The following is a 22,240-nucleotide window of genomic DNA, read 5'->3' as shown; positions in this document are numbered from 1 at the left end:
AGGTCATTAATTAACATTTACCTTTGTTGATTTATGCGTATGCAGCAATTTTTTCTGATCGATCTGCTGAAAGGTAACTTTTTTCAACGCTGCACCATGCACATCATCCATTACAATAGGTAAGCGGTAATCCTTCTTCTCAGCTTTCAATAGGAGATTTGAGAAATTAATGTTTTTAGCATGTCTGACATAAATACCCCAGGCCGGGATTTCTTTAAACTTAGAAAACTCCGGATATCCGCCAGCCTCTTCAGGAATGCTATCTAATTTATCTAATGCGACATAGGCCATATATTTGCTACCAGCACCTGGATAAGAAATTTCAAAATTGCTGAAGGTTACATCTTCAATATATTGCCCTGGTAAACCAGCGATAATAATCGGAGAAATATTTCTTGGCATATCTTCAATTGGTCCCTCATAATCGTAACCGGCATCGGCTTTACCTAAAGGTACATCCGCTACCACATTTTTGATGGATATTCTTTTCATGGTCGACTTTTTACCCGGAATCCTTTCTCCCAGTCTTAAAAAGATAACATGTCCCGTATTGGCGCTTTTTAAGCCATCCACTATAATGTCTTCCAGAAAGCCACCATCAACACTTTGTAAAGCGATAGCAGAACGGTAAGTGTTGTATACCGTATTGTTCAATATTTTAATATTTCTGAAACCACCTTTACCCGCTGTACCTAATTTTATACCGTTTGCGCTGGTACGTACAATGTTGTTTTCGATCAGTATATTATGACAGAAAAACCCCTCAGTATGCGATTTAAGACAAATCCCATCATCCGCAGCATCAATATTATTATTGGTAATCACCACATTATCACAGTCTACCACATCAATACCATCACTGTTCCAATAAGCAACATTATTCACAGTAATGTGATCTATCACTAAATTTTTGCATCGTTCGTAGGTCTGTAACCAACAGGCCGAATTTTGCATAATCAGCTCTTTGATGTTCACATTTACGCAATTGTAAAAGTAAATCACCATTGGCCGGATGGATTCACGGGTACGATCATATTTCAAAATATCGACAATCAGTCCATCATTTGCATAAGCAATAGAGTTATTGGCTAATGCCCTACCTTGTCCATCAATCATTCCTTTACCTGTAATACCCACATTTTCTACGTCCCTCGCATGAATAAGCGCGGTATTCCCAATTCTATCATAATCAAAAGGATTGGTTGAGCCCAATAAAACTGCCCCCTCCTCTAACTGAATCGTTACGTTAGATTTTAAATAAATAGATCCTGTCAAATATCTGCCCACATAAAAAACCAATCTGCCACCACCATTTTTGCTGATGTAATCTATCGCAAACTGGATAGAGCGGGTGTTCATCGTTGAACCATCTGATTTGATATGGAAAAATGAGGCTTTATAGTCTTTGGCAAAAACAGTTGAACAAGCCATGAGCATAAACAGCATCAAAATTATTTTCTTTTGAGTTTTCATATGTATATAATTTGTTTTTTAATGGTTATGAAGCTATCATAAGTATAAATTAACGGGGCCAGCCAACCCCATAGATTGAAGTGGCTGTTCTTTCTTTTTATTATTTGACCAATACTGTGCGATCGTATTTTCTGTTAAAGATTTCATGTAATTAACCATTACCGTAGTCACTTTAATTTCAATACTATTCGCACCCTTTTTCAACAGATTTCTGATCGCATAGGCCCTACGCCCATACCATTGAGTGCCTAAATTTTCACCATTCACAATCAGTTCGGCGATACCGAATACCTTTCCTAAATCTAAATAATGAAGGCTTGCAGGATTGGATAAGGTTATACTGGTTTTATACGAAACAGTACCTGCAAAATGGGTGAAATCAGGTAAATCCTTTAAATCGGTGAGTTCAAGTATTTCTTCGTTTTTCACTGTTCCATCCATATGCATAAACGCTACTTTCCAAACGGACTTTAAGCTGATCGCATTGGGTGTTATTTCAGGAATTGGATCCCAGTTTTTTCCATTTCTATCCTTATTGAAAACAATAATTTTAGCATCGGCAGGACAGAGTTTTATTTTAAAATTTCTGTCTTTCAGGTCCAATTTAAACCGCTCGCCACTTGCCGCATCCCAAATCCAGGCTTGTTTTTTCGCTGTAATCTCCGGTAAAAATGTAGCGTCTAAATCTATACTGAGATGGGCACTTGCATTATTAAACAAAAAGATATCCGAGTTTTTCGTTTGATACCTCACCTGGGTAACGAAAGTATTTGGATTGGCGATTTTGACGTATGGTGTAATCTTATACTTCGCTTGAACCGTTTGATACCATTCGCTAAAGTTTGCTGCTGGTTTTGGCAAGAAAATGAATTGAGCTGGATATGCTTTTAATTTCATAACCCATTCCTGTACTTCTAAATCTTTTTGTTCGTGATTAAGCCAACCTAAAGATTGTTCCGGATAAGCTTCTATACAGAAAATCCGGCCTCCAGCTTTCACAAAATCATATAATTTCTTTGCCGTTTGAGGTAAGATACTTTTTACTTCAATTAAAAAAAGGGTATGATACTTTCTTGAACCATAAGTCATCCAACCACTTTTAAAGTCCGCATCTGCAATTACCTGTTCCGAAACATAGTCACAGGCATTTCCATTTTGATGGATAGATTCCCAAATCAACTGTTGATAAGCAGGCGTTACACGAGAAGGGAATGGTTCCATTTGCGCACCAAAATCACCCCACATATCACCAATTGGGGCCATAATCGCTATATCAGCAAAAAAAGTAGCCTGTTGCAATAATGCAGATTGCCTGGCTCTATAATCGGTATAATGCTTAAAATACGGCCACATGGTATTTTGTTCATTAAAATACCCACCGTAGGTGATCCATCCAGGGAAAGCAGCATCTGGTGGAGAGTAATTAAATCCGTGAAAAATCGGATGTGTAACTCCTGAAATGGTACTTTGATCGCCGGCTATTTTAAAAAGCTCCAAGGACTCATTAAATACCATTTCTGTATTGGTTAGTTCTTCAGAGCTAATGAGTTTTTTACCTTTCAAATGAGCCGCTGAGGAAACATATTTATTGATCATGGTATTCCCACGACCTAAATGCCAGGGATATTTGGTGAAATCTCTATCAGAAATCTCCTCTCCTATACCATATTTCATCCAGGTTTCGCATTCAGGGATATCCATACCAAAGGTTCCCTCTAAAGGAAAATGTCCTCTACCATAGGCTTGTGCTCTGGATTTTATTTTGTTTTCGGCACACCATTGACTAAAGCTATTAGAAAATCTTTCTCTAAAAAGCTCGGCCTTGGTGTATTCAAAATCATACCTCATCCTGTTCAGCATTTTCTCCATTTCCGGACTGATCTTTACGGCATAATTCAAGTCAATCGTATTTCCCATTCTACCAGTTCTGAAGAGTATAAATGGCAGGTATGGATACAAATCATATCCCCTTCTTTTTTGAAACTCGGCCATCATGTCACTCGTCCAATTGGCACCTTCCATTTCTAAACTATCTACAAAAAAGGAGCGGACATCAGGTGCAAGTGGTCCAATTCTATTTTGAATGGTACCACTGATTTTGTTGAGGTATTTTTTGACGGCTTTCTCATTAAAATGATTGAGTACAGGTCCGGTTCCACCGGGCGCCCCTTGTATCACCTTCATAAAGCCACATATTTTCACTAAACCATAAATGGCAAACTTTCCTTTCGGTAAGTCAATTTTTACACCTTCATCTACCACTTCATTGGTGATGTTTTTTACCTGATCCATGCTGGTTAAAGGATCTGGAACAATACTTAGTCCCAAAATTTCCATTTTACGCCCAGTATAAGGACTCAAAGTTGCCGGATCTGCTTCCTTAAAAATATCAAAAAGTGAGATTTCAGTTTTTAAAGGGCCTGTCAGTTTTTTCACGGCTACGACCACTACCTGAGCACATTCTTCGTCGGCTAAAAATCCGGCACCATACGGAAATCCTGTACCTGCTAAAAGGTCGCAGGTCATATCCAGCTTTTTCGCTTCGACTAACGTAAACTTCAATAAGTCTATCCATTCATTACTTAACCAATCCACAGACGGGATATCCATATCATCCGTATTGGATGGAAAAGAAATTGGATTGATTTCTACCCCACCAATTCCTGCTTCTTTTAGCAGTTTAAGCTCTCTGGCCAATTCAGTTCTTTCCACCTTGTTTCCATTCCACCACCACCGCACAAACGGCCTATAGCCAATGGATGGGTTTTTAAAGAGCTGATATAAATCATCATCTGTATCGTCTATCAGCGTATTTACCACTGACTTAGAAAAAGCATTATTTTTTAACATCAATAAGCTGGCAACAGAAAAAATGGCACTTTGCTGTAAAAATGTTTTCCTCTTCATAATTCCTATTTTAGCAGTACCGCTTTTGTAAAAAATCTTTCATCCATAAATTTATTCGCCACTGTTCCTCTCTTAAAGACCTAGTCCTATTTCCCTTTACCATGTATGGCGCTGGTCCAAACTCAGGCGTAATGGTTATGGGTAGTTTATTCATTTTCATCTGGCCTACCCATTTATCCCAAATCTGAACATGAGCTGCTAAAGCTTCCCCATATTCGGCATCCGCCGGATCCCAAACTTGCGAACTTTGCGTACTCCCTACCCTTGCATGAATGTGTCGGGCATGTGCAATGGCGCTATTTACCGCAGCTTGCTGATCTTCCAAATAACTCTCAGAAACGCAAAACCAATGAGAAGCATCCAGCGTTAGTTTTAAATCCAGATTTTTGGCTAATATTGGCGCTACCCTATGTACCGCATACGACCATTTATTCCGATGTGTTTCTTGATAAACCGGCGTTTGGTATTGGTCCTGAAACTCATTACAAAGGTCAAGGCAAGCTTGTATTTGATTATCGTTAAAGAATTCTCTACCGGTTTGGGCACTAAAAAACAAGGGCGTTTTAAATTCGTCTCTGATGTCCATCAACTTGTTTAAATCCTGTTTAAGGTCTTCCAGATATTGCTCAAAATTGGTATAGGGTTTAATCACTGCCATTACTATGGCAAAATCCAGGTCATAATATTTCAGCAAATCCAATACCTCTTGTACATCACATGTTTCTCCAAAAGGGAACCATTCAATACCGGCGTAATTGGCTTCTTTTACCTGTTTCAAAAAAACAGACCAGGGAATATCTTCAAAACCCCAACGCGGACACAAAAACTTCAGGGCTAAATCCATTGCTTACGATTTATAAATCAGAGGGTTTTGCTCATCATTATTCAGCAAATCGCCAACTTTAAGCGTATTCAAATAGACTTCAGGTAAAATGTTAGGTTCACCATTAAAAGTATTGCCATCAGGCATGTAAGCACAAGTCATGGCTCTTCTATGTCCGCTACTCATATTGGCGCCAGCACCATGTATGGTTAATCCGTTATGGAAAGAGCAACTTCCCGCTTTCATACTGGCCGAAACTGAAGCCACCTGTGCAAATTGTGGGTAAGCTTCGAAAATGCCATCCATGTTTTTTCCTATTCCCTTATTTACAAAAGTTGTTTCTTTAAATGATGCCGGAATAAAATATAGACATCCATTTTCTAAGGTTGCGTCATCCAGGGCTACCCAAATCGATAAAGCTCTTCTATCAGAAAAAGACCAGAATGGGGTATCTAAATGCCAGGAAGTTGGGTTTGCCCAAGGGCGTTTAAATAAGGCCTGGTCGTGCCATATCCTGATTCCACTGGCACCCGAAAGCTGTGCCGCCATTTTACCAATACGCTCATCCAACATAATCTCTTTCACTTTATCATTGGTTTGCCAAAGGTTCAGAAGCTGATCAAAAACTTTAGAAAAATATTCAGCGTCTTTATTAATGCCATCATCCATTCCAACTTTCCCTTCCTTTCCAGGCATTTTCACGCCATTCCTATCCTTTACCGCTTCCGTAACTGCTTCCCGCCATTTCGTTAGCTCTGCAGGTGATAGAAAATCTTCGATTACGATAAATCCATTAGTTTGAAAAAACTGAATCTGCTCTGTACTTAATTCACATTTCATTTTCGTTGGTTATTAGGTTTAAAAATCAAGTTTTGTTCTTATCAGATGCTTACACTGCTTTGATCATCCAAAAACAAGACTGCATTTTGGTGATTTCTTAAATGCGTGGAAGGAAATTTATCGCTGATTTCTTCATTTAAGGTGTGGTAAACTGCCTGTGCCTTTTTCTCACTAGGTACGGTACAAAAAGCATAAGATGCTTTAAGTAAAGCCGGCAGGGTAAGCGTTAAAGCGTGTGTGGGTACTTCATTGATCGTGTTAAAACAGCCATCATTCACCTGTTGGTTGCGGCATTGTTGGTCCAGATCCACACGCTTCACTAAATAAGGATCATTAATCGCTGCTACATGCGGATCGTTAAATGCCAAATGCGTATTTTCTCCAATACCTAAGCATACGATATCCGTTTCAAAGTCATTTAATAATGCGGTATACCGTAAACACTCGGCCTCATAATCGGCTTCATTCCCATTGATATAATTTACCGTGTTAAAAAGAACTAAATCAAATAAACGCGCTTTTATAAAATTACCAAATCCTTGCGGAGCGTCTGAAGCCAGGTTTACATATTCATCCATGTGGAAAGCATTGAGTCTAGACCAATCGATTTCCTTTTTCAGCAATTCCTCAAAAAATTCATTCTGAGAAGGGGCTGCACCAAATATGATATTAACAAAGGGTTGTGTGTTCAATAATATGTTTATCCGTTCAGCAACAGCGGTAGCAACCGCCGCGCCCATCAGGTTTCTATTGTCAAAAACCTTTACGGTTAATTTGTCTTTTATAAATTCTTTCATTTAAATCTTCTTAATTTTTACGTGAAATCTGCTGAGGAATAGACTATTTTTCCATTGATGATGGTGGTTTTGATGTTGATGTTTTCATCAAAAATTAAAACATCAGCATCTTTACCTACGGTTAGCGTTCCTTTTGTATTTTCGATGCCCATGATCGTAGCCGGTGTGCGGGACATCATTCTAACAGCTTCTACCAATGGAATATCGGCCATTTGAACCATCGTTCTTACCAAACGGTCTGTCGTAGCCACACTGCCGGCAAAAGAAGATCTGTCGGCCATTATCGCTACCCCATTTTCGATCGTCACTTTCATCCCGGTATCTTTATTTCCGAGAATACTATCGCCTTCCGGCATACCCGCCCCACGCATGGCATCCGTAATTAATGCGATACGATCAGGGCCTTTTATTTTACAGACCAGTTTTAATAAGGGCGGGGGCAAATGAATGCCATCAGCAATAATCTCAACATCCATTGCATCAATTAAAAAAGCGCTTTCAATTACACCTGCATAACGGTAAGTATCCCGCCTGGTTACGCCAGACATGGCAGAATAAAGATGTGTTGCCAGCGTATACCCATTTTCGACGGCTTCTAAAACTTCTTCGTAAATGGCATCAGTATGGGCTACAGCAGCAATAATCCCCTGCGATTTCAGGTATTTCCCCATTTCAATGGCGCCAGGCAATTCGGGTGCAACACTCCAGCGTTTAATCACATCACCATAGGCGATTACCTCTTTATATTCTTCGACATCAGGATTTCTGATGTACCTGGTATCCTGCGCTCCACTCTGACTAAGCGCGAAATAAGGGCCTTCTAAATGCAGACCTATAAATTGCGCTCCGCTGGTATTTTTAATATCCGCCGATTTATAAAGTTCTATCGCTTTTAACAGATCTGCTTTGGAACAGGTAAGTGTAGTTGGTGCCATCGCAGTAGTTCCATAAGTAGCATGAATTTCTGCTATTTTCAGATAAGCCTCTTCGGTCGCATCCATGAAGTCATGCCCACCTCCGCCATGAATATGGATATCTATAAAGCCCGGAGAAACATAATTTCCCTTTGCATCGATCACATGGTAATCCTGCGCTTCGATATCCACCTCACTTATTGATTCTATTTTATTACCATTGATTAATAGCGTACCGTTTTTAATGATGCGATAAGGTGTAATGATAAGTCCGTTAATTATTTTAACTTTTTTCATTGGATTTTGATACGGCCATTAAAGCAGCATGTATGTTTAAAATGTGGTAGATGTTTATCGAGTAAAAGTGGTTGTCCAAAAGGTAATGCCGCGCTATTTTTCTGACGAACGTACCTTTTGGACAACCTCTTTCAGGTATTAATTATAGCCAAGATTCTGACCCAATTTTGCATCCTTATTCAGGTCAATCTCCGTTTGGGGAATTGGTAAAAGCACATTGTAAGGCTTAATAGTTGTATTTTCCTTAATGTTTAGTCGCTGTACCCTACTCAGTAAAGTACCTGTTCTCACCAAAGTCATTCTTCTATTTTCCTCACCAATCAATTCTCTTGCACGTTCGTCCAAAAGAAAATCAAGCGTAATATCTGCTCCTGTTACCTGAGCCGCATTGGCTCTGGTTCTTAATTTATTGATACTGATGGCAGCATCATCAGGCCTGTTTTGTTTGAATTGCGCTTCAGCCAGCAACAAATAAGTTTCACCCAAACGCATCATAATTAAATCCTTAAAAGCTCCGGCTCCATTGGGATCTGAAGCGATAAAATGATTCCACTTTGTGGTATAGGGAACAATCCTAAATAAGGTATCCGCTGGTAGTGGGATTACTTTTTTTCCAAAATTTACATTTTTAGGGTCATTGTAGTAAAAGTCCCTGCGAAGATTGTATTTAGAATTACGCATATCATTAACCCCCGTCCCTGTGTACAGGCTTTTTATCACCCAAGGACTTAAACGTAAACGGCCCACACCACGTCCGCCTAATGAATCGGCAACCAGCATTCCGGCTTTGGTATCATAACCAGCTACCCAAACCCTACGGTGTTGATCCAAATTCGTAGCACCACCTGGAATATTGAATTCCAATTCCTGCACCCAAATGGCTTCGGTATTTCCCTGACGACGGCGTTGGTTGCCATAAATAAACATGTCTGCGAATGGATCACCTGCTTCAGATTTTTTAACCCCATATCTGGTATCCACTAACTTAAAGTTACCGGCAATAACCGCCAGGCATTGGGCCTCTGCTAAATCATTTTTCCCCTGTCTCAGGTACACTTCTGCAAACAGCTGCGAAGCAGCCTCTTTACTGATACGACCTGGTTTAGAAACCTGATCTATAGCAGGCAAATTAGCCGTAGCGTATAAAAGGTCATCATTGATGAATTTGTTTAAGTCGGCTATGCTAGCACGGGTAAAATCTGTTTTAGGCTCATCGTATGGGCGATCAAGCAGGGGAACTTCTCCCCATAAGGTAACCAGGAAATTATAGGCATAAGCTCTAAAAAAGCGGGCCTCTGCAGTATATAATTTACGTTGGGCATCCGTTAAAACGGCCGAAGGATCTGCTGTACCTCTCAGGATTTGATTGGTGTTGGTAATCACTTTATATGCCCAGGTCCAGTAGGATCTGGCAGCTTCATCTACCGGCAAAAGCCTTGAATAATCATGATAAGGGATAGATTCAGGATTTTCCTGGCCAGCAATCGCTACATCCGTTCCTACTTGAAAAATACAAAGTAGCGACTGTGTAACCTGCATGGTATATTGCTCCCTAACAGATGCTTGCAGACCTGCAATTCCGGCTTCTAAACCAGCAACATTTTTAAAACTATTAGCAGGCGAATAACTAGAGTCAGATTTTTCATCTAAAAAACTCTTACTACAAGAAATTAAGCCAACTGTTGCAATAAATATGAATGATAAAAGAATAAGCTTTTTCATAATTTTATTTTTAAAGATTAACGTAATGTTATGTTTAAACCAACGACAACGCTAGTCACTAATGGGTATACCCCGTAAGCAAGTGGAGCATTAGCCGGTCCTGCTTGTCGCTCTACCCCATTAACACTTAACTCAGGATCTGTTCCAATCCAATTGGTAAAAGTGTGTAGGTTACGACCGCTCGCAAACACCGACAAACTGCCTAACTTTAACTGCTCTGCAGCTTTAGTAGATAAATTGTAGCTTAAAGTGATGTCTTTTATTCTCAAATAGTCTTGTTTTGCAGGAAAAGCATACAAGCGTGGGTTTGTATAAGTTAAAGAAGGCGACTCATTGTTTTTGTTTTCTGGTGTCCAATAGCTGAGTTCTCTTGGTATATTTACACGACCGCCATATGCCTGAAGGTTTAGTAATGGATTATTGATCAGTGATCCCTGAGAAGTTTGAACGAAAACACTCAGCCCAAAATTTTTGTATTTAAAATTATTGATCATACCACCTGTCCATTTAGGCAGGCTGTTACCCAGGTAAGACTTATCCGCTTCCGTAATTTTTTTGTCGCCATTCAGGTCAGCAAACTTTAAATCTCCAGGCTTCGCTGTCGGGTCAACATTTAAAGGATCTTCGCCAGTTTGCCAAACGCCTTCTAATGTATAATCATAGATAGCATACAATGATTTACCAATAAACCACTTGTTACCTATATCATCTAAATTATCGCCATACAAGGAAAGAATTTTGTTTCTGCTGGCCGAGAAGTTAAAATTTGTAGACCAGCTAAAATTGTCGTGTTGAAGGTTTACCGTATTTAAAGTGAATTCTATTCCTCTGTTAGCTACACGACCTAAGTTGTCGAAGATGGTTGGGTACCCAATAATGGCAGGCAACTTACGTCTCAATAAAACATCTTTTGTTTCGGTTTTATAGACCTCTACAGTACCCGTAATCCTGCTCTTAAATAAAGAGAAATCAACGGCTAAGTTGGTACCCGTAGTGCTTTCCCAATTAAGATTTACATTTCCTAATATTCCATTAGCATTTAAAGAGCTAGACACTAAACCTACAGTAGTTACGCCATTGTAGATGTACTTCGTCAGCCCTTGTGTGGTAAGGGTTTGATATGCATTTATCGCCTGATTTCCAGAAGTTCCGTATGAAGCTCTTAACTTGATGTTATCAATCTGGGATACATTTTTTAAAAAACGCTCATTAGAAATATTCCAACCTAAAGCAATGGAAGGAAAGGTACCATACTTGCTTGTTCCTGCTCCGAAAGCCGAAAACCCATCCCGTCTCACTGTAGCAGTAATTAAATATTTACTTTTATAAGAATAATTTAAACGACCCATTTGAGAAACCATGGCTTCTCTGGAATAGAGTGAAGGGGCCTCAATTGTCCCTGCAGCACCCATGTTATTGAACGATAAATCATCATTAACAAATGTGCTTCCTTTAACAGATAGCTCCGTGTATTCCTTCTCTTGTGCACCATACAATGCGGTTACATCAAGATGATGGTCGTTCCAATCTTTATTGTAAGAAAGTATGTGTTCTAATAACCAACCTTCAGTGTCTGTTTTCTTTTGAATTGCTGTTCCACCTAAAGTATTACCTGCATTTGGGCCGGCATAAGAGTCGTCTTTAGTAGGCTGAAAAGTATAATTTCCATTAAACCTATATTTTAATCCTTTAATAAAAGCGGGCTTAACTTCGGCATAAAAAGTACCATTCAAGTTTTTGTCACGATTGTTTACATCCTGATTTAAACCCAACAATGGATTTCTGAAAAGGGTTTCACCAAACATTGGATAAATCGTATAATCCCCGTTTTCTTCACGTATACGTCCATAAGGGCTCATCTGAAGTGCACTGCTGTAACTTACCTGTCCCCCATCTGCGTTGCTGTTGGCAAAAAATAACGAAGTACCTGCCGTTAACCATGAGGTAACCGTTGCATCTAAATTAGAGCGTACAGAAGCACGACTAAATTGAAAGCCTTTTAATACCCCCTTTTGTTTTTGATAAGCGCCAGACACAAAGTATTTAATCTTCTCTGTACCTCCAGAAATGCTCAGGTTATGATCTTGAATGCTACCAGATTGAGAGATTTCTTTTAACCAATCTACTGTTGTACCGGCATTATAATTTGCAATTTCATATTGGTTAGGTACTGGTGGATTGTTAGGTGTCCGATTACTTTGCCTTGAAAATTCTAAATATTTCTCAACATACTCTGGTCCACTCAATGGGTGCAAATTTTTGATCTGGTACTCAGGTCCTCCATAAACACTGTATCTAATAGTAGGCTCTCCGGTTTTTCCTCTTTTAGTGGTGATTAAGATTACCCCACTAGAACCACGTGTTCCATAAATAGCTACCGCTGATGCATCCTTAAGAATCTCAATAGAGGCGATATCATTGGGGTTAATGTCATTCATAGAACCACCTAAATTGCTAAATGGCACTCCATCAATAACCGTTAGTGGCCCGGTGGCCGCATTGATCGAGTTCACCCCTCTAACCAATACGGTTGGAGAACTACCTGGTACAGATGAGGTTGTCGAAACATTTAAACCCGCTGTGGTACCTTCAATGGCAGATAGCACGTTTGTAACTGGCAAACCAGCTAATCTTTCTTTTGGCACTGAAGTTACTGAACCAGTTATATCCGAACGCTTTTGCGTACCATACCCCACTACCACGACTTCGTTCATTTGATATTTACCTTCGTCAATCAACATGGTTACATTGATGACAGTTTTACTACCCACACTGATGTTTTGCGAAATGTAGCCCAGATAACTAAAAATCAAGGTAGCGCCTTCAGGTGCATTGATTTGAAATTCACCGGAAGCATTTGTTCGGGTACCAATTTTGCTGTCCTTAACAGTAACAGTGACGCCCGACAATGCAGCACCACCTTCGCCCTTTACTATACCTTTGATCAATACAACCTTAGGGGAAAATATGGAATTAACTGCGATGTGCTTAACTTTTGTTTCCTTAACAAACTTCTCCGAAGCTGCGTTTACACTTGAAGAGAGTATTAAAACAGAAGCGCATAAAAAAACGCGCTTTTGATTAAAAGCATTGAGAAAGTTAAGAAAAGGAGAATTGCTTAATAATAGTTGTTTTTTCATTCTTTTAAGTTAAAATTCTTAATAATTGCAGGGCTGTAATGCCCTGATGTAACATTTAACGATTGAATAAAAGATGTCCCAGACAAGTTGCATCTTAAGCTAATTTTAGTTTGTTTCCCTGTTCATATCTTGGTTGGTTTAGGTTTATGTTTGTTTATACTTGGTTTAATTGAAAGATTATTTTTAGGATGCTGCTAGTTGACCTTAGTCATCAGTTCTGAATCTTGCATACTGTTCTTTTTAAATGTGGGTAACCAGCGTTTGATGAGATGTCCGTAAAAAGCATAAAACATCAGGTAGAGGTAACATGGAAACAATATCCAGTACGCGGTTCTTACATTATATAAATCGGCTACATGGCCATATATAAGCGGAAAAATAGCACTTCCACAGAGTGCCATAATCAGCATGGAAGCCCCTACCTTTGTAAAGCGCCCAAGATTATTTAAAGCCAGGGGCCAGATCCCTGCCCAAACCAATGAGTTGGCTAACCCCAACAGCACGATAAACCAGATGGAGATATCAATTGAATGACCCAAAATGGTATAAGTACCGGAGCTGTAAATAATTAATAGCGTTAATATGGCGCCCAAAAGGGTGCAAAAGCGTAACACATTTACTTGTGAAAGGTATTTTGGAATAAGGATTATGCCCAGGCCATAGCCTATAATGGTCGTAAACAAAGTATAGGAAGGGAAAACTTTTGCTTCCATAATGGGCATCCCCATTACACTTGCATAACCAATGATGGTATCAATGGCGATCACCTGTGTACCTACGTGAAAGAATATCGCTAAAACGCCTAGTATTAAATAGGGAAAATCAAACAGGCTTTTTTTATCTGCATTTATGATGGATAACTCTTCATTCTCCTGCTCGGTATCAATCTCCGGCAGTGGAGAAAAACGTATCAATATACCCAGCGTAGCCAACACGGTACCCAAAACACCATATGGAAGAATTACCCTTCTAATTAACTCATCTAAAACTACATCCCTTTCGGTCGCCCCCATTAAAGGCAATTGCTTTAACATTTCGTTATCGGCAACCTTAAATATCACAGAAGCAAATATGAGCGGGGCTAAAATCCCAGCTGCTTTATTGCAAATTCCCATAAAACTAATGCGCTTTGCAGCTTTCTCAATAGGTCCTAAAATGGTGATGTAAGGATTAGCAGCGGTTTGCAGAATGGCTAAACCAGATCCTATGGTGAATAAGCCGACCAGAAACACTTCGTAGGTTCTACTCAGTGCGGCCGGGATAAATATAAAAACCCCAATAGCCATCACCCATAAGCCATACATAATTCCTTTTTTAAACCCTACCCTCTTCAACAGATAAGAAGAAGGCAGAGACATAATAAAATAGGATATATAAAAGGCAAAGGCTACGAGGTAAGACTGAAAGTTAGTCAGCTCGCAGGCTATTTTGAAGTAAGGTATTAAAATCGCGTTGATCCAGGTAATAAAACCAAATACAAAAAATAAGCCGCCTAAAATAAACATAGAAATTAATGTCTCTCTTGAACTAAGTGAATTTACCTTTATTGATACCATATGTTTTTCCTATTTAAAACAACAATTAAATCATTAATAATCAGCATAGTTGCAATTACGTTAACGCACACGTAAAATAGACCAAAAAAATATACCCCTCCCTTATATCGTTCGCTCAGCTTCCGCTTCGTGAACGTGCACGAATATATAATATTTTTATTTAAACAAACTATTTTTATTACTTTTTTCGATAGTAATATCTTGCAAATAAGCAATTTTCAATTGGCCACCTGGCTGATTTTTAAAGTAAGTGCAAAAAAAACGCTGACTTGTTAGACGTCAGCGTTTTAAAATCAAGATACTTACTACCAATACACCGTATATAAAGCGATTAATAATCCACATATAATTATCGCCCCTACTGCAAAGCTTCTATTCGTTTTAAACATTCCACTATCAATATCAAGCCCTTTAGTAATGACTCCTCTTTTGGTTTCGAAAATGCTAATGAGGTACATTACAGCTATACAGATGATAAACACAAATCCCATACGATCCAGAAAAGGAATTTCGTAAAGCATGGCACCATCTTTCTGTTCAACCAATTTTGAAAAACCTGAAGCACTCAAAAATTTAAGATCAATAACAAAAGGTATAAACTTTAATGCGACAGACAGCACAAAGCCACCTACAGTAGCAAACAATGCAGCATTAGAGGTCGTTTTTTTCCAGAAGAACCCTAGTATAAACATGGCAAAAATACCTGGGGAGAAAAAGCCTGTATACTCCTGTATAAACTGAAACCCACCCTTTTTATCTATGCCCAATAATGGCGCAATAAAAATAGCAATCAGCATGGCTATTATGACCGTATATCTTCCTATAATAACCTGCTTGTCCTCGTGAGCGGATTTGTTGATTACCTTTTTGTAGATATCCAGCGTAAATATAGTAGCAATACTATTTGCCTTACCGGCGAGTGAAGCTACCACTGCTGCTGTGAGCGCAGCAAAAGACAGCCCTTTTAAACCTGTCGGAAGTAAGTTTAACAGTACCGGATAGGCTGTATCTGGCGCAACTTCGCCACCCTGACTCATACTGGTTTTAAAATCACCATAACCTTCTTTATAAAGTACATAAGCGGCAATACCAGGTAACACGACAATTACGGGCATCAATAGCTTAAGAAAAGCTGCAAAAAGAATCCCTGAACGGGCAGTTTTAAGATCTGCGCCCAGCGCACGTTGGGTGATGTACTGGTTACAGCCCCAATAGTTTAGATTTACAATCCACATCCCACCTATTAATACAGTAAGTCCCGGCAAATCAAGGTAATTCTCATTGTCCTTCTTCAGGATCATATGGAAATGCTCTTCGGCATGTGTGGTTAATAAATTAAAGCCCTTAATTACCCCACTCGAGCCAAAATGAGTGGCCACCAGGTCTAAGGCCAAATAGGTCGTTGCAAGTCCGCCCAATATCAGGAAGAACACCTGCACCACATCCGTATAACCAATTACCTTCATCCCCCCAAGGGTAATGATGATGGCAAAGACGGCCAGTATATACATACACACCGTTAAATTGATACCTGATATGCTATGTATGGCTAATGCTCCGAGATAAAGAATAGAGGTAAGATTAACCACCACATACAAAAGCAACCAGAATATAGCCATGATCATGGCTACCGTACCGTTATACCTTTGGTGCAAAAACTGCGGCATGGTATATATCTTATTCTTAAGATATACGGGGATAAAAAAGATAGCCACAATAAGCAGTGTGGCCGCAGCCATCCACTCGTAAGTTGCAATGGCCAGCCCCATTTTAAAACCTGAACCGCTCATGCCAATAAATTGCTCAGCTGAAATATTGGAAGCGATCAGCGATGCGCCTATTGCCCACCAGGTGAGTGAATCCTTCGCCAGAAAGAAGTCTTTAGAGTTCTCTTTATGGGCATTCTTTTGACGGTACACCCACCAGCCATAAAAAGCAACAATCAGGAAATAAATCAGAAATACGGCATAATCGAGTGTTCCGAGTGTTTTCATAAAACGCTATTTAGTATTTAATTAAATGTATCTGTTAATCAGGTTTTCTAAATATTCCTGTCTTCCACTTCTGCTTTCCGGTTCTCCCTGCTGTATCGCATATTCACGAAGGTCTTCCAGACTTAATTCTCCATCTTCGAAAGCCTTTCCTTTACCACTGTCAAAAGAGGCATATCTTTCAGTTCTTATCTTTTTGTACTCAGAACCTTCCAAAACCTGATCTGCAATGATCAGCGCACGGGCAAACAGATCCATTCCACCTATATGCGCATGGAACAAATCAGCAGGATCGGTTGAATTTCTACGAATCTTAGCATCAAAATTAACGCCGCCGCCTTGCAAGCCACCGCTTTCAAGAATGATCAGCATAGATTCAACAATCTCATTGATGTTGTTTGGAAATTGGTCGGTATCCCATCCGTTTTGATAATCACCCCTGTTGGCATCTATTGATCCCAGCATTCCAGCATCGGCAGCAACCTGAAGCTCATGCTGAAAAGTATGTCCCGCTAGTGTTGCATGGTTCACTTCCAGATTTAACTTAAAATCATTCAGCAAATCATATTTTTGAAGGAAGCCCAATACTGTAGCCGAGTCATAATCATACTGATGCTTGGTCGGTTCACAAGGTTTAGGTTCAATAAAAAATGTTCCTTTGAAACCATTTTTACGGGCATAATCCTTAGCGGTATGCAAAAATTTCGCAAGATGCTCCTGCTCACGTTTCATATTGGTATTCAATAAGCTCATATAGCCCTCACGACCGCCCCAGAATACGTAGTTTTCTCCGCCCAATGCAATGGTTGCATCCAGCGCAGTTTTTACCTGCGCAGCGCCATGCGTTAACACATGGAAATCAGGATTTGTAGCCGCTCCGTTCATATATCTTCGGTGCGAAAACAAGTTGGCCGTCCCCCATAATAACTTCACTCCTGTTTCGGCTTGCTTACTTTTGGCATAGTCCACCATAGTCTGCATCCTGCTTTCATTCTCTTTGATATCGTTACCATGATCCACTACATCGGTATCATGAAAACAGTAATACGGGATGTTCATTTTGGTTAAGAATTCGAATGCAGCATCCATCTTGTCCTTTGCCCTTGCTATAGGATCGGTTTTAACATCCCATGGAAAAATGTGTGTCGGACCGCCAAAAGGATCGGCACCATTGCCACAGAAAGAATGCCAGTACGCACCGGCAAAGCGCAGGTGATCTTTTAAGGTTTTTCCTGCAACAATCCTTTCAGGATCATACCACCTAAAAGCCAGCGGGTTATCTGTCCCCAAGCCTTCAAATTTGATTTGTCCAATTCCCTTAAAAAATTCCTGTTCTGAGTTAAATGCTGTCATAGTCTAAGCTTAAACTTATTGTTGTTATATTAAATTAGGTTTATTTTTTTAATTGTGGTTCTTATTCAGTGTCTGGAGTAATAATTCACGCCAGTCCTGGTAATGTTCTTCCAGATGGGTACCATCGGGTTCAATCAATTTCACAGGCTTTCTATTCACAAAAGCTTCTTCAACAGATTCAAATATACCGGCACCAAGTCCGGCCCCTATTGCAGCGCCGTAGCTGCCATCGTTTTCATATAGCTCAACAGGCACGCCCGTGATATTTACAAAGCTTTGCGTAAATACTTCACTTAAAAAAAGGTTGGCTCTCCCCGCTCTGATAATTTCAGGCGTCATATTATTTTCCTTTAAAATGTCGAGACCGTATCTAAAAGCAAAAGCAATCCCTTCCTGCACCGCACGGTAAACATGTGAGGCGGTATGTTGATTAAGATCGAGGTTATGAATATGAGCCCCAACAAGTTTGTTGTTCAGCATTCTTTCTGCACCGTTACCAAATGGCAATACACGCAGACCTTGGCTACCCGCTGAAATACCTGCAGCAGCTTGATTCATTTGCTCATAGCTGATGGCATTTCCAAATGTGGTTTTAGTCCACCTGTTCATGCTACCCGTACCATTGATGCAAAGTAATACCCCAAGCCGCTGTTCGGCGGCACTGTGATTTACATGAGCAAAGGTATTTACACGGGAGCCCTTATCGCAAACCAATTGATCGGTAACGCCATAGATAACCCCTGATGTTCCGGCTGTTGCGGCAACTTCTCCGGGTTGTGTTACATTGAGGGATAAGGCATTATTGGGCTGATCTCCTGATTTATAGGCTACAGGTATCCCGGGTTTTAAACCCAACAGCTCTGCTACCGGTTTTAACAATGTACCATGGGATGAAAAAACAGGTCTGACCTGAGGGATCATCGAATGGTCAAAGCCAAAATAATTCATGACATCATCCGAAAGTGCATTCTTCTCAAAATCCCAAAATATTCCTTCTGATAAGGCCGAATTACTGGTGGTAACCTCCCCGGTCAATTTCATGGCAATAAAATCACCAGGCAACATCACCTTATCAATTTTAGCGTATTGCTCCGGTTCGTTCTTTTTAACCCAGGCCAGCTTAGCTGCAGTAAAATTACCCGGTGAATTGAGCAAACGTTTCTTCAAACAATTTTCGCCAAGTGCGGTTCCCGCCGCTTCTCCGATTTCAATTGCACGGCTGTCACACCATATGATACTGTTCCTTAGGCTGCGCTGCGCTTTATCGACAATAACCAGCCCGTGCATTTGATAAGCAATACCGATAGCCGCAACATCAGCGGGATTATACTGATGCTGCTGATGGCATTGAAAGATGGCTTCCTGCACATGGGTCCACCACATTTCGGGTGATTGCTCTGCCCAGCCGCTTTTGAGTGTTATGATTTCCGACTCGACAGGCGGGTAGCTTGAAGTTGCAATAACAGCGCCTGAAGAGGAGTCCACTACAGAGATTTTTATTGACGAGGTTCCTAAATCGATACCGAGTAATAACATTTTATTTGGTTGTTTGATAAACGAAAGTAATCAAATAATTAACAAAAGCAATCGATTGCCTAAAATAATATTTGCATATTTACATCGTGTTATCTCATCAGGATTAATCACAAAATACACCATGAAACAACCAAAAAGGGTTACTATTTACGACATAGCAAAAAAACTAAATTTAAATCCCTCATCCGTATCCAGGGCTTTAAATAATAGCGCTAATGTTAGTACAACAACAAAGCAACTTATCTTAAAAACTGCTGAGGAGATGAACTATAAAGTAAATAGTGTGGCGGCTAGTCTTCGTACCGGCAATAATCAAACTATTGGTGTAATTGTCCCGCATATAAATCAAAATTTCTTCGCTAATGTAATTGCTGGGATTGAGGAAGTGACTTATGAAATGGGTTATAATCTTGTTATTTGTCAATCTCACGAATCCGCAGCAAGAGAAGTACAATGTGTAAACACTTTAACAAATCAGCATGTAAGTTGTATCATCATTTCTGTTAGCGCAGATTTTGAAGATCCCGGTCATTTAGAAAGTATACGAAAACAAGGAATCCCTCTTATTCAGTTTGATCGTGTAGCTGATGAACTCGATACCATGAAAGTCCTTAATGATAATGAAAGTGCTGCTATGGAAGCCGTTTGCCATATGATAAAAGAAGGTTATAAACGAATAGCTTTGCTTGAAGGTCCTCAGAATCTAAATATTTTTCGTCAACGTAAAGCCGGTTACCTTGCGGCGTTAAAAAAATACGATCTCCCGATCATTCCGGAGTTGATTGTCGAAAACGCCTGGACTAAAGAGCTAGGTGCCACAGCGACCAGAAAGCTATTGAACCTATCTGAGCCACCAGATGCTATATTTGCTTCAACTTCAGACTTTGCAGCCTTAGGAGCATTGGAAGTGGCAACTGAAATGAATATACAGGTACCAAAACAACTAGGCATTTGCGGTTATTCAAATGAATCATTTACTGAGATAACTAATCCCTCAATTACTACTATAGATCAGCATAGTATTTTAATGGGTAAAACCATTGCTCAACTTTATTTTAGCGAACTAAAATCTGATGTTTCAAACCACAAAAACCAAATAGTAACCCTTAAACCTGAACTAATCATACGTAAATCAACAAAAAGGCATTAAACGAAAAATTAATAGATAATGGACTTAAATTATATAAACACAATGAACTCGAAGAAGATTTCTATAACCAGTATATTAGTTGCTGGTGCACTAAGTATGGCAATTGCCCAGGAAAAGACGAAACCAGAAGAAACAGAAGTATATACCCCGGTACCTAAAATAGTACAGGCAGCCGGAGTGTTCAGCCCTGCACCATCTGATGCTATAATTTTATTTGATGGCAAAGACCTGAGTAAATGGGTGATGACAAACGATAGAGATAAGCCTGCGGTGTGGCCCGTAGCCAATAAAGTATTTACCGTAAAAAAAGGACCAGGTAGCGGCAATATCGAAACCAAACAATCTTTTGGCAACTACCAGCTTCATATGGAATGGCAGGTTCCTGCAAACATTCAAGGCAAAGGACAAGGAAGAGGAAACGGGGGATTATTCCTGGCTTCGCTGGGCAAAGGAGATGCGGGATATGAATTACAGATCCTGGATTCCTATAAAAACGACACCTATACCAATGGACAGGCTGGTAGTATTTACAAGCAATCGGTTCCGCTTGCAAACCCGACCAACAAACCGGGCCAATGGAATTCTTACGATGTGATCTGGATCGCACCTACGTTCAATGACGATAAAAGCTTGAAAACCCCTGCAAGGGTAACCGTATTGTTCAACGGTGTTTTGATTCAGAACAATTTCGAGCTAAAAGGTCCTACACAATACATAGGCGACCCAGCCTACAAACAAGCGCACGGACCTTCCCCTATCAAATTACAAACTCATGGTGATCCAAGTGCTCCGATTAGCTTCCGCAATATCTGGATAAGAGAACTATAGGTCTTAGTATTGTTGCAGTTCACTGCTTCTGACTTCCGAGCTACAAAGGAGCTTCCTAGGGGTTACATTGTCGATTCCTAAAAGAGCTATACACTAAAAACAGTGTATGGAAACAGAATTTATTTATTCCGAGCGGAGCAATAAGCAACAGAAGTTTGATAAGCGCTTAATCGAACATATTGTTCAATTAGTGGAACAAGGGGTTCCACGTAGGGATCTTATTCAGCAGTACGGAATGGCAAGCTGTACGTTGATCGATTGGATCCATCGATACAGCTCAAAAGTGTCGAAGTATAAAAGTTATACCCAAGCGGAAAAGCGCTCGGTGGTTCGAGCTATAGAATCAGGGATGAGCGTTAAGCAGGCCCAGATTGCCTTTAACATATCCTATCCGAGTGTAATACGGCGCTGGCTGAAGGAATTTAAGGAAGAAAATGCCGAACTTAGTGTTTCTAAACCTATAGAAGTGGCTAAAAAAACAGCAGATACATCCGAAGATTTAGAACTCAAAGCCTTGAAAAAGGCTTTGGAAGAAGCTAATTTGAAGATCAGAGCCCTGGATACCATGATCGATATTGCTGAAGAACAGCTTAAAATCGATATCAGAAAAAAGTCTGGTGCCAGGCAGTCATCAAAATGAAACAGGACTTCCCAAAACTTGGGATCAAGTCACTGTGTAGACTGTTTGGCAGGACAAGACATGCTTATTACGATCATCAGTGGCGGGTGCAGGACCAGGGCCTGAAAGATGAGATCGTTTTACAGCATGTACTTAATATCCGCAAGAAACAAAACAAAATAGGCACGCTAAAACTACATTTTATGTTGCAGAAGCCTTTGGAACAACATGGCATGAAAATCGGTCGGGATTATCTTTTTGAGCTAATGCGAGAGCATGGGTTGCATATTAGAA

General features: G+C 40.0%; 15 protein-coding genes and 1 pseudogene. 4 read left to right on the top strand and 12 right to left on the bottom strand.

The window, feature by feature from the left end:
• Positions 1–6: 6 nt before the first annotated feature.
• The 12 genes from B9A18_RS22755 to B9A18_RS22700 form a co-directional block, all read right to left on the bottom strand.
• The gene (locus B9A18_RS22755) at positions 7–1,473 is read right to left on the bottom strand and encodes a glycoside hydrolase family 28 protein (protein ID WP_084291870.1); all 1,467 of its coding nucleotides are present in this window, start codon (positions 1,471–1,473) and stop codon (positions 7–9) included.
• A 36-nt stretch (positions 1,474–1,509) separates the two neighbouring features.
• A complete protein-coding gene (locus tag B9A18_RS22750) occupies positions 1,510–4,380 on the bottom strand; it encodes a glycosyl hydrolase (protein ID WP_084291868.1) in 2,871 nt (956 codons plus the stop codon).
• 10 nt (positions 4,381–4,390) lie between these two features.
• The gene (locus B9A18_RS22745; protein WP_084291866.1) at positions 4,391–5,224 is read right to left on the bottom strand and encodes a xylose isomerase; all 834 of its coding nucleotides are present in this window, start codon (positions 5,222–5,224) and stop codon (positions 4,391–4,393) included.
• Between the two features lie 3 nt (positions 5,225–5,227).
• Positions 5,228–6,043 (bottom strand): phytanoyl-CoA dioxygenase family protein, encoded by an 816-nt coding sequence (locus B9A18_RS22740; protein WP_084291864.1) that lies wholly within the window; start codon positions 6,041–6,043, stop codon positions 5,228–5,230.
• A gap of 41 nt (positions 6,044–6,084) precedes the next feature.
• Positions 6,085–6,840, bottom strand: coding sequence for a 6-phosphogluconolactonase (locus B9A18_RS22735; RefSeq protein WP_084291862.1), 756 nt, complete (start codon positions 6,838–6,840; stop codon positions 6,085–6,087).
• Positions 6,841–6,857: 17 nt separating this feature from the next.
• Positions 6,858–8,051 (bottom strand): N-acetylglucosamine-6-phosphate deacetylase, encoded by a 1,194-nt coding sequence (nagA, locus tag B9A18_RS22730; protein WP_084291860.1) that lies wholly within the window; start codon positions 8,049–8,051, stop codon positions 6,858–6,860.
• Positions 8,052–8,189: 138 nt separating this feature from the next.
• A complete protein-coding gene (locus tag B9A18_RS22725) occupies positions 8,190–9,773 on the bottom strand; it encodes a RagB/SusD family nutrient uptake outer membrane protein (protein WP_084291858.1) in 1,584 nt (527 codons plus the stop codon).
• 17 nt (positions 9,774–9,790) lie between these two features.
• Positions 9,791–12,913: a SusC/RagA family TonB-linked outer membrane protein gene (locus B9A18_RS22720; protein WP_084291856.1), complete on the bottom strand. Its 3,123-nt coding sequence runs from the start codon at positions 12,911–12,913 to the stop codon at positions 9,791–9,793.
• A gap of 194 nt (positions 12,914–13,107) precedes the next feature.
• On the bottom strand, positions 13,108–14,469 hold the full coding sequence (locus B9A18_RS22715) for a sugar MFS transporter (RefSeq protein WP_084291855.1): 1,362 nt from the start codon (positions 14,467–14,469) through the stop codon (positions 13,108–13,110).
• Positions 14,470–14,774: 305 nt separating this feature from the next.
• Positions 14,775–16,463 carry a sodium/sugar symporter gene (locus tag B9A18_RS22710; RefSeq protein ID WP_084291854.1) on the bottom strand — a complete coding sequence of 563 codons (1,689 nt, stop codon included), beginning with the start codon at positions 16,461–16,463 and terminating at the stop codon, positions 14,775–14,777.
• Between the two features lie 21 nt (positions 16,464–16,484).
• Positions 16,485–17,813: a xylose isomerase gene (xylA, locus tag B9A18_RS22705; RefSeq protein ID WP_084291853.1), complete on the bottom strand. Its 1,329-nt coding sequence runs from the start codon at positions 17,811–17,813 to the stop codon at positions 16,485–16,487.
• Positions 17,814–17,861: 48 nt separating this feature from the next.
• Positions 17,862–19,349 carry a xylulokinase gene (locus tag B9A18_RS22700; protein WP_084291852.1) on the bottom strand — a complete coding sequence of 496 codons (1,488 nt, stop codon included), beginning with the start codon at positions 19,347–19,349 and terminating at the stop codon, positions 17,862–17,864.
• Positions 19,350–19,404: 55 nt separating this feature from the next.
• On the opposite strand from B9A18_RS22700, the gene B9A18_RS22695 reads away from it, so the two are divergent.
• The 4 genes and pseudogenes from B9A18_RS22695 to B9A18_RS25480 form a co-directional block, all read left to right on the top strand.
• Positions 19,405–20,499 carry a LacI family DNA-binding transcriptional regulator gene (locus B9A18_RS22695; RefSeq protein WP_235005419.1) on the top strand — a complete coding sequence of 365 codons (1,095 nt, stop codon included), beginning with the start codon at positions 19,405–19,407 and terminating at the stop codon, positions 20,497–20,499.
• A 42-nt stretch (positions 20,500–20,541) separates the two neighbouring features.
• Positions 20,542–21,327: a 3-keto-disaccharide hydrolase gene (locus B9A18_RS22690; protein ID WP_084291850.1), complete on the top strand. Its 786-nt coding sequence runs from the start codon at positions 20,542–20,544 to the stop codon at positions 21,325–21,327.
• Positions 21,328–21,433: 106 nt separating this feature from the next.
• Positions 21,434–21,967, top strand: coding sequence for a helix-turn-helix domain-containing protein (locus B9A18_RS22685; protein ID WP_084291849.1), 534 nt, complete (start codon positions 21,434–21,436; stop codon positions 21,965–21,967).
• Positions 21,964–22,240: pseudogene (locus tag B9A18_RS25480) on the top strand (hypothetical protein); the annotation flags it as partial. The gene B9A18_RS22685 and the pseudogene B9A18_RS25480, both read left to right, overlap by 4 nt.

Origin of the sequence: Pedobacter nyackensis (genome assembly GCF_900176505.1) — a bacterium.
Taxonomy (GTDB): domain Bacteria; phylum Bacteroidota; class Bacteroidia; order Sphingobacteriales; family Sphingobacteriaceae; genus Pedobacter; species Pedobacter nyackensis.
This window is presented reverse-complemented; position numbering and strand designations above follow the sequence as displayed.